The sequence below is a fragment of the Ideonella sp. P3_A4 genome, from assembly GCF_056403075.1.
Window position 1 is genome coordinate 1 of the sequence record NZ_JBFUGE010000287.1, and the last position, 7,719, is coordinate 7,719.

General features: G+C 64.4%; 8 protein-coding genes and 1 pseudogene. 4 read left to right on the forward strand and 5 right to left on the reverse strand.

Translation table 11 applies throughout. The features are described from left to right. From AC1DYI_RS21435 to AC1DYI_RS21455, 5 genes and pseudogenes are all read right to left on the reverse strand, one after another. A pseudogene (locus AC1DYI_RS21435) lies at positions 1–376 on the reverse strand (2-isopropylmalate synthase); the annotation flags it as partial. 285 nt (positions 377–661) lie between these two features. Next, positions 662–1,516 (reverse strand): CDP-diacylglycerol--serine O-phosphatidyltransferase, encoded by an 855-nt coding sequence (gene pssA, locus AC1DYI_RS21440; RefSeq protein ID WP_477206158.1) that lies wholly within the window; start codon positions 1,514–1,516, stop codon positions 662–664. Between the two features lie 95 nt (positions 1,517–1,611). Next, the gene (ilvC, locus tag AC1DYI_RS21445) at positions 1,612–2,628 is read right to left on the reverse strand and encodes a ketol-acid reductoisomerase (protein ID WP_477206159.1); all 1,017 of its coding nucleotides are present in this window, start codon (positions 2,626–2,628) and stop codon (positions 1,612–1,614) included. 60 nt (positions 2,629–2,688) lie between these two features. Beyond that, positions 2,689–3,180 (reverse strand): acetolactate synthase small subunit, encoded by a 492-nt coding sequence (ilvN, locus tag AC1DYI_RS21450; protein ID WP_477206160.1) that lies wholly within the window; start codon positions 3,178–3,180, stop codon positions 2,689–2,691. A 163-nt stretch (positions 3,181–3,343) separates the two neighbouring features. Then, entirely contained in the window at positions 3,344–5,122 is a 1,779-nt protein-coding gene (locus AC1DYI_RS21455; protein ID WP_477206161.1) for an acetolactate synthase 3 catalytic subunit, read from the reverse strand. Between the two features lie 242 nt (positions 5,123–5,364). On the opposite strand from AC1DYI_RS21455, the gene AC1DYI_RS21460 reads away from it, so the two are divergent. The 4 genes from AC1DYI_RS21460 to AC1DYI_RS21475 all read left to right on the forward strand — a co-directional run. Further along, a complete protein-coding gene (locus tag AC1DYI_RS21460) occupies positions 5,365–5,931 on the forward strand; it encodes an RNA polymerase sigma factor (RefSeq protein WP_477206162.1) in 567 nt (188 codons plus the stop codon). Then, a complete protein-coding gene (locus AC1DYI_RS21465; protein ID WP_477206163.1) occupies positions 5,928–6,377 on the forward strand; it encodes a DUF3619 family protein in 450 nt (149 codons plus the stop codon). Before AC1DYI_RS21460 ends, AC1DYI_RS21465 begins: the two co-directional genes overlap by 4 nt. 29 nt (positions 6,378–6,406) lie before the next feature. Continuing rightward, on the forward strand, positions 6,407–7,207 hold the full coding sequence (locus AC1DYI_RS21470; protein ID WP_477206164.1) for a DUF3106 domain-containing protein: 801 nt from the start codon (positions 6,407–6,409) through the stop codon (positions 7,205–7,207). Next, positions 7,204–7,719, forward strand: a 516-nt coding sequence (locus AC1DYI_RS21475) for an RDD family protein (protein WP_477206165.1), incomplete at its 3' end; no start/stop codon positions are given. The genes AC1DYI_RS21470 and AC1DYI_RS21475, both read left to right, overlap by 4 nt.

The following is a 7,719-nucleotide window of genomic DNA, read 5'->3' on the forward strand; positions in this document are numbered from 1 at the left end:
CCGCCAGCTTGGCCTGCTCGAAGACCTGGTCAGGCGTCATGCGGAGCTTCTTTTCCATGTGCAGCGCACTGGTCGCGATGAAGGTGTGGATGCGGCCGCGCTCGGCGCCGGCCAGTGCCTCGGCCGAGCGGGAGATGTCGCGGTCGTTGGCCCGCGCCAACGAGCAGACGGTGGAATCTTTGATCTGCGCCGCGATGGCTTTCACCGCCTCGAAATCGCCGTTCGACGAGGCGGCAAAGCCGGCTTCGATCACGTCGACACGCAGTCGCTCCAACTGGCGCGCGATGCGCAGCTTCTCGTCTTTGGTCATCGAGGCGCCAGGCGATTGTTCGCCGTCGCGCAAGGTGGTGTCGAAGATGATGAGCTTGTCAGCCATGGCAGTCTCGAAGGGTGGTGGACAAAACAAAAACGGCCCGCTGCTTGCGCATTGCGGGCCGTTGATCGGGGAGAAATCTACAGAAAACGGACGTGGTCGATCAGCGAGCCCTGAGAGCTCCTAGTAGCAGCAAAGCAATGGCGATCGACGGCCGGATCATGTTGGATTCAATATAACACGCAGATGCGGCGGTGCAGCAACGAAAAGCTCTCAAGAAACGAAGGGCCGTTCCCGAGTTTCTTGACCCCCCCGCGGGGGGCGGGCCGGACACGGCCCTGGGGGCTCTCAATGCAGGCCGCGCTCGTCCGGCTCGTCGGTCGAGGTGGCGATCACGCTGACCGGCTGGCCCTTCATCTTTCGGTAGCCGTAGACGATGTAACCCGAGATGCCGTACGCGCAGAAGACACTGAAAAGCACGGTGGGCGGATGGATCGTGACCAGCGCAATGCCGAGCGCAATCGCGACGATCACGATGAAGGGCACCGTGCGCTTGAAGCTCACATCCTTGAAGCTGTAGAACGGCGCGTTGGTGACCATCGTCAGCCCGGCGTAGAGCGTCAGGCAGAACGTGCCCCACGGCAAACCAGCGTACTGGGCAGCACCTTGATAGCCTGCAGCGTCCATCACCCAGATGAAGCCGATCACCAGCGCGGCAGCCGCGGGGCTTGGCAGACCCTGGAAGAAGCGCTTGTCGACGACCGCAATGTTGGTGTTGAAGCGCGCCAGGCGCAGCGCGGCGCAAGCACAGTAGACGAAGGCCGCGATCCAGCCGGCCTTGCCCAGGCTGTTCAACACCCACTCGTAGACGATCAGCGCCGGCGCCGCGCCGAAGCTGACCATGTCGGACAGGCTGTCCATCTGCTCGCCGAACGCGCTCTGCGTGTTGGTCATGCGCGCCACGCGGCCGTCCAGGCTGTCGAGCAACGCGGCGGTGAAGATGCCGTACGCGGCCTGCTCGAAACGGCCATTCATCGCCATCACGATCGCATAGAAGCCGCCGAACAGGGCCGCCAGCGTGAACAGATTGGGCAGGATGTAGATGCCACGGCGACGCGGGCGGCGCGGCTCGTGGAACTCGATGTCATCGTCATTCGGCGCGACGGCGACGGCATCAGCGGGAGAAAGGTCCGGTTCGGGCATGGGCGGGGAGGATAACGCAGGCGTGTCGCCAAAAGTAAGCGGGCCGCCCGAAGGCGGCCCTTGAACATCAAGCGGTACGCCCGCTCGACGCCCGATCAGTTACGGCTCTTGTCGACCAGCTTGTTGGCCTTGATCCACGGCATCATCGCGCGCAGCTTCTCGCCCACCACTTCGATCTGGTGCTCTTCGGTCAGGCGGCGGCGCGAGATCAGTGTCGGCGCGCCGGCGCGGTTCTCGAGGATGAAGCTCTTCGCGTACTCACCGGTCTGGATGTCCTTCAGGCACTGCTGCATGGCCTTCTTGGTCTCGGCCGTCACGACCTTCGGGCCGGTGACGTACTCGCCGTACTCGGCGTTGTTCGAGATCGAGTAGTTCATGTTGGCGATGCCGCCTTCATAGATCAGGTCGACGATCAGCTTCAGCTCGTGCAGGCACTCGAAGTAGGCCATCTCGGGCGCGTAGCCGGCTTCCACCAGCGTCTCGAAGCCGGCCTTGATCAGCTCGACGGTGCCGCCGCACAGCACTGCCTGTTCGCCGAACAGATCGGTTTCGGTTTCTTCGCGGAAGTTGGTCTCGATGATGCCGGCCTTGCCGCCGCCGTTGGCTGCTGCGTAGCTCAGCGCCAGGTCGCGCGCCTTGCCGCTCTTGTCAGCGTGCACGGCGATCAGGTGCGGCACGCCGCCCCCCTGGCTGTAGGTGTTGCGCACGGTGTGGCCCGGAGCCTTCGGGGCGACCATCCAGACGTCCAGGTCGGCGCGCGGCTGCACCTGGCCGTAGTGCACGTTGAAGCCGTGGGCGAATGCCAGCGAAGCACCTTCGCGGATGTTCGGCTCGACTTCCTTCTTGTAGACCTCGGCGATCTGCTCGTCCGGCAGCAGGATCATGACCACGTCGGCGCTCTTCACCGCTTCAGCCACTTCAGCCACCTTCAGGCCGGCCTTTTCGACCTTGGCCCACGAAGCGCCGCCTCGGCGCAGGCCGACTGTCACCTTGACCCCGCTGTCGTTCAGGTTCTGAGCGTGAGCGTGGCCTTGTGAGCCGTAGCCGATGATGGTGACGTTCTTGCCCTTGATGAGGCTCAGATCGGCGTCCTTGTCGTAGTAGACCTTCATGATGTTTCTCTCTGGCTGGCGGGAAAAATTGAAACTCGGATGGGTGTGTGGGGCTGGTGTTCAGACCCGCAATATGCGCTCGCCGCGGCCGATGCCGCTGGTGCCGGTGCGCACGGTTTCGAGGATGGCGGCGCGGTCGATGCCTTCGATGAACGCGTCGAGCTTGCCGGCGTCGCCGGTCAACTCGATGGTGTAGCTCTTCTCGGTCACGTCGATGATGCGCCCGCGGAAGATGTCGGCCATCCGCTTCATCTCTTCGCGCTCCTTGCCGACGGCGCGAACCTTGATCAGCATCAGCTCACGTTCGGTGAACTGGCCCTCGGTCAGGTCGACGACTTTGACCACGTCGACCAGGCGGTTCAAGTGCTTGGTGATCTGCTCGATCACCTCGTCGGAACCCGTCGTGACGATGGTCATGCGCGACAGCGACGGGTCTTCCGTCGGCGCGACCGTCAGGCTTTCAATGTTGTATCCGCGGGCGGAAAACAACCCCACCACGCGTGACAAGGCGCCGGGCTCGTTCTCGAGCAGCACGGCGATGATGTGTTTCATGATCGTTCTMCTGACGCGCTCTTCACAGCCGGCGGCGGTAACCGCCGGCGCTTGGCCACGCCGTTAGAAACAGGAACAACAAATGATCTGAGGCTGTGCCGGTGATTCGGCCGACGCCGCCCGCGTGGCGGTAACCACGCGCGCAGCAGCGGCCTTCACGCCGTCACAGGTCCTCGGACCCCAGCAGCATCTCGGAGATGCCCTTACCCGCCTTGACCATCGGCCAGACGTTCTCGGTCGGGTCGGTGCGCACGTCGAGGAAGACGGTTCGGTCCTTCAGGCGGATCAGCTCCTTCAGGGCCGGCTCCACCTCGGACGGTTTCTCGATCTTGATGCCGACGTGGCCATAGGCCTCGGCCAGCTTGACGAAGTCCGGCAGCGCGTCCATGTAGCTGTGCGAGTAGCGGCCCTGGTAGTCCAGTTCCTGCCACTGCCGCACCATGCCCAGGTAGCGGTTGTTCAGTGAAACGATCTTGACCGGCGTCTTGTACTGCTGGCAGGTCGAGAGTTCCTGGATGCACATCTGGATCGAGCCTTCGCCAGTGATGCAGAACACATCACTGTCCGGCTTGGCGAGCTTGATGCCCATCGCGTATGGCAGGCCGACACCCATGGTCCCTAAGCCACCGGAGTTGATCCAGCGGCGCGGCTCGGCAAAGCCGAAGTACTGCGCGGCCCACATCTGATGCTGGCCGACGTCGGACGTGATGTAGGTGTCGCGTCCGCGCGTCAGTTGCCACAGCGTCTCGATCACATGCTGCGGCTTGATGACGTCATCGCTCTTGCGATAGGCGAGGCACTCTTTCTTGCGCCAGTCGTTGATCTGCGACCACCAGCCGTTGATGGCTTCCTTGTCCGGTTTGGTGGTCGACTCCTTCAGGTGCGCGATCAACTCCTGCAGCACATCCTTCACGTCACCGACGATCGGAATGTCGACCTTCACTCGCTTCGAGATCGACGACGGGTCGATGTCGATGTGGACGATCTTGCGTTCGACCGAAGCGAAGTGCTTCGGGTTGCCGATCACCCGATCGTCGAAGCGCGCACCGACGGCCAGCAACACGTCGCAGTGCTGCATCGTCATGTTGGCTTCGTAGGTGCCGTGCATGCCCAGCATGCCGAGGAACTTCGGGTCGCTCGACGAGATGGCGCCCAGGCCCATCAGCGTGTTGGTGCAGGGGTAGCCCAGGATCTCGGCCAGCTCGCGCAACTCGGCCGAGGCATTGCCCAGGATCACACCGCCGCCGGTGTAGATGTAAGGCCGCTTGGCGCCCATCAGCAGCTGCGCTGCCTTGCGGATCTGGCCGCCGTGGCCCTTCTTGACCGGGTTGTACGAGCGCATCTCGACGCGCTCAGGGTAGTGGAACGGCGCCGTCTTCAGTGACACGTCCTTAGGGACGTCGACCACCACCGGGCCAGGCCGGCCGGTGCGGGCGATGTGGAAAGCCTTCTTGATCGTCGAGGCGAGATCGCGCACGTCCTTGACCAGGAAGTTGTGCTTGACGATCGGGCGGGTGATGCCGACGGTGTCGCATTCCTGGAACGCATCCAGGCCTATCGCGGGTGTGGGGACTTGCCCGGTGATGATCACCATCGGGATCGAGTCCATATAGGCCGTCGCGATGCCGGTCACGGCATTCGTAACACCTGGGCCCGAGGTGACCAGCGCGACGCCGACCTCACCGGTGGCACGCGCATAGCCATCCGCCGCGTGAATGGCCGCCTGTTCGTGGCGAACCAGCACGTGCTGGATGCTGTCTTGCTTGTACAGCGCGTCGTAGATGTAGAGCACCGCGCCGCCTGGGTAGCCCCAGAGGAACTTCACGCCTTCGGCCTGAAGACAGCGGACGAGGATTTCAGAGCCGTTCGGCTCTGCGGAGGGGGAGGAAGAGTGCGGTTGTGCCGAAGCGGYACGCTTGACTTCCGCGGCAGACATGTCCATTTCGAACCTTTGTGAATTTCTCTGACGAAAAACCATCGGTGAACCTCCTCGCGCCCTCGTGAGGCGGACTTGGAACCTGCGCGATCAACATTGCCGTTACCCTTGGTCGGGGCGGCCTGAACGACGAGTTCGCAAATTGTGCGAAGCAGCATTATTGCATCGTCTGACAGCTTCTCGGGGCAACTTGCAAGTCGAATGACATAATCGCCGCCGATTTCGAGGGGCTGCGGCTCCCTTGTGCCTTGGCCACCGACAAAGAACTCACCGACTTCCTCAAGAACGTTGAAAAGCGCGCATTCAAGCGCACGGCGTATGCCGTGCGCGACGATGACGCGGCGCTCGACATCGTCCAGGACTCGATGATCCGGCTGGCAGAGAAATATGCCGACCGGCCTGCGGCCGAGCTGCCCTTGGTGTTCCAGCGCATCCTGTCGAACGCGACGATGGACTGGTTCCGGCGCCAAAAAGTGCGCAACGCGGTCATGACCAACCTGTCGGACTTCGACGGCGGCGCCGAAGATTCCGATTTCGACCTGCTCGAACTGCTGGCCACGGTCGAGGGTTCGCTGGGTGCCGAGAGCGCGGCGGACACGGTCGGACGGGAACAGATATTGCTTTTGATAGAGAAAGAGATTGCCCTGCTGCCCGGCCGTCAACGGGAAGCCTTCCTGCTTCGTTACTGGGAAGAACTGGATGTTGCAGAAACCGCCTCGGTCATGGGTTGCTCGGAAGGCAGCGTGAAAACGCATTGCTCAAGAGCTGTTCATGCACTGGCGAAATCGCTCAGAGCCAAGGGAATCACACCATGAACAGCACCGCCACCCACTCCGCCACCGATGCCGCCCGCCTCGAGGCGCGCTTCGGCCTGCGTATCGGGGCGCTGCTCAACGAGCAGGCCCAACGCACGCCGCACGACGTGTCCGAACGCCTTCGCGTCGCCCGCGAACAGGCGGTGGCGCGCGCGCGAGCCACCCGCCTGGCCCCGGCCAGTGCCACTGCGCCGGCTGACGTGGTGGTCGGCAGGGGCCGCAGCGCCACTTTGGGCCGCCAGCCCAGCTGGTTGTTCCGCTTCGCCTCGGTGATGCCGCTGATCGTGCTGGTGGCCGGCCTGATCGCGATCGACGAATGGCATGACCGCGAGCAGATCGAAGCCGCCGCCGATGTCGACACAGCCTTGCTGGCCGACGAGCTGCCGCCCGACGCGTACAGCGACGCCGGTTTTGTCGAGTTCCTCAAGCAAGACGCCCCTCAATAAACCCACCGCCCCCCGAATCGTTCGCTGACGTGAGCTCACGCCGCCTCCCCCCCCTTGCTGGCCTCCCGGCCGCCACCCTGGCTTTGCTGCTGGGTCTGGTGCTGCCTGTGCCGGCAGCGCCACCGGCTGCCAGCGGGCCCGCGTGGTCACAGCTGTCGCCGGCGCAACAAAAGGCGTTGACGCCGTTGCGCAACGACTGGGGTGACCTGGACGCCGGCCGAAAGCAGAAGTGGCTGGAGGTCGCGTCGCGCTTCGGCACGATGCCGCCACCGCAGCAGGAACGGGTCCGGGAACGGATGACGGAATGGGCGCGCCTGTCGCCGTCGCAGCGCACCGAGGCCCGCATCAACTACCAGCAGTCCACCCAGGTGGCGCCGCAAGATCGGCAAGCCCGCTGGGAGGCCTACCAAGCGTTGCCGCCGGAAGAGCGCGCGGCACTCGCCGCCCGCGCCAAACCCAGCCCGGTTCAGAGCCAGCCCCCCAGCCCGGCGATGACCTTGCGCAACGCCCCGGTGGATGCGCAGGCACCGAAGTCCAACATCGTTTCGCCGACGCACGGCACCACTGCGCCGCCCCGACCGGTGGGGCCCACCGTCGTGCAGGCCAGTCGTGGCGCGACCACCTCGCTGGTGACCGCCACGCCCCGGCCGCCGTTGCACCAGCAGCCCGGTCAGCCCAAGATTGCAGCCAGCCCCAGGCAGATCGACAAGACCACCTTGTTGCCCAAGCCGGGTGCGACGCTGCCGCCGCCGATCAAATCAGCCAGGCTGGCGCCGGCGCCATCGGGCGCCGCTCCATTGCCGGCTGGCGCCGCGTCTTCGGCGCAGTGAGCGCCACGCCCGCCACCACCGGCGACGAGCAGTCGCCTGCTGCCGATTTGACAGCGCCAGCGCTGTCACGCCGCATGGCCGCGTTCGTCTATGAAGGCGTGTTGTTGTTCGGCGTCGTCATGATTTCGGGTTACCTGTATTCAGCGCTGACGCAGATGCGCCATGCGATGAAGGGCACTTTCGGCCTGCAGGTCTTCCTGTTCGTCGTGCTCGGCATCTACTTCACCTGGTTCTGGTCGCGCGGCGGCCAGACCGTCGCGATGAAGGCCTGGCACATCAAGCTGCTGGACGCGCAAGGGCGCCCCGTGTCACAGGCACGCGCCGCTGTGCGTTACCTGCTGAGCTGGCTCTGGTTTGCACCGGCGCTCCTGGCGGCCCACCTGTCGGGCCTGAAGAGTGGTGGCAGCATCTTCGGCATCCTCTTTGCCGGCGTGGCGGCCTACGCTGCCCTCGCCCGCTTGAACCCGCAACGCCAGTTCTGGCACGACGTGGTCTGCGGCACGCGCCTGGTC

What these genes read in the sequence shown, in the direction of transcription:
- pssA (WP_477206158.1), bottom strand. Translation starts at nt 1,516, where the DNA reads ATGCCCGAACCGGACCTTTCTCCCGCTGATGCCGTCGCCGTCGCGCCG.
- ilvC (WP_477206159.1), bottom strand. Translation starts at nt 2,628, where the DNA reads ATGAAGGTCTACTACGACAAGGACGCCGATCTGAGCCTCATCAAGGGC.
- ilvN (WP_477206160.1), bottom strand. Translation starts at nt 3,180, where the DNA reads ATGAAACACATCATCGCCGTGCTGCTCGAGAACGAGCCCGGCGCCTTG.
- AC1DYI_RS21465 (WP_477206163.1), top strand. Translation starts at nt 5,928, where the DNA reads ATGAACAGCACCGCCACCCACTCCGCCACCGATGCCGCCCGCCTCGAG.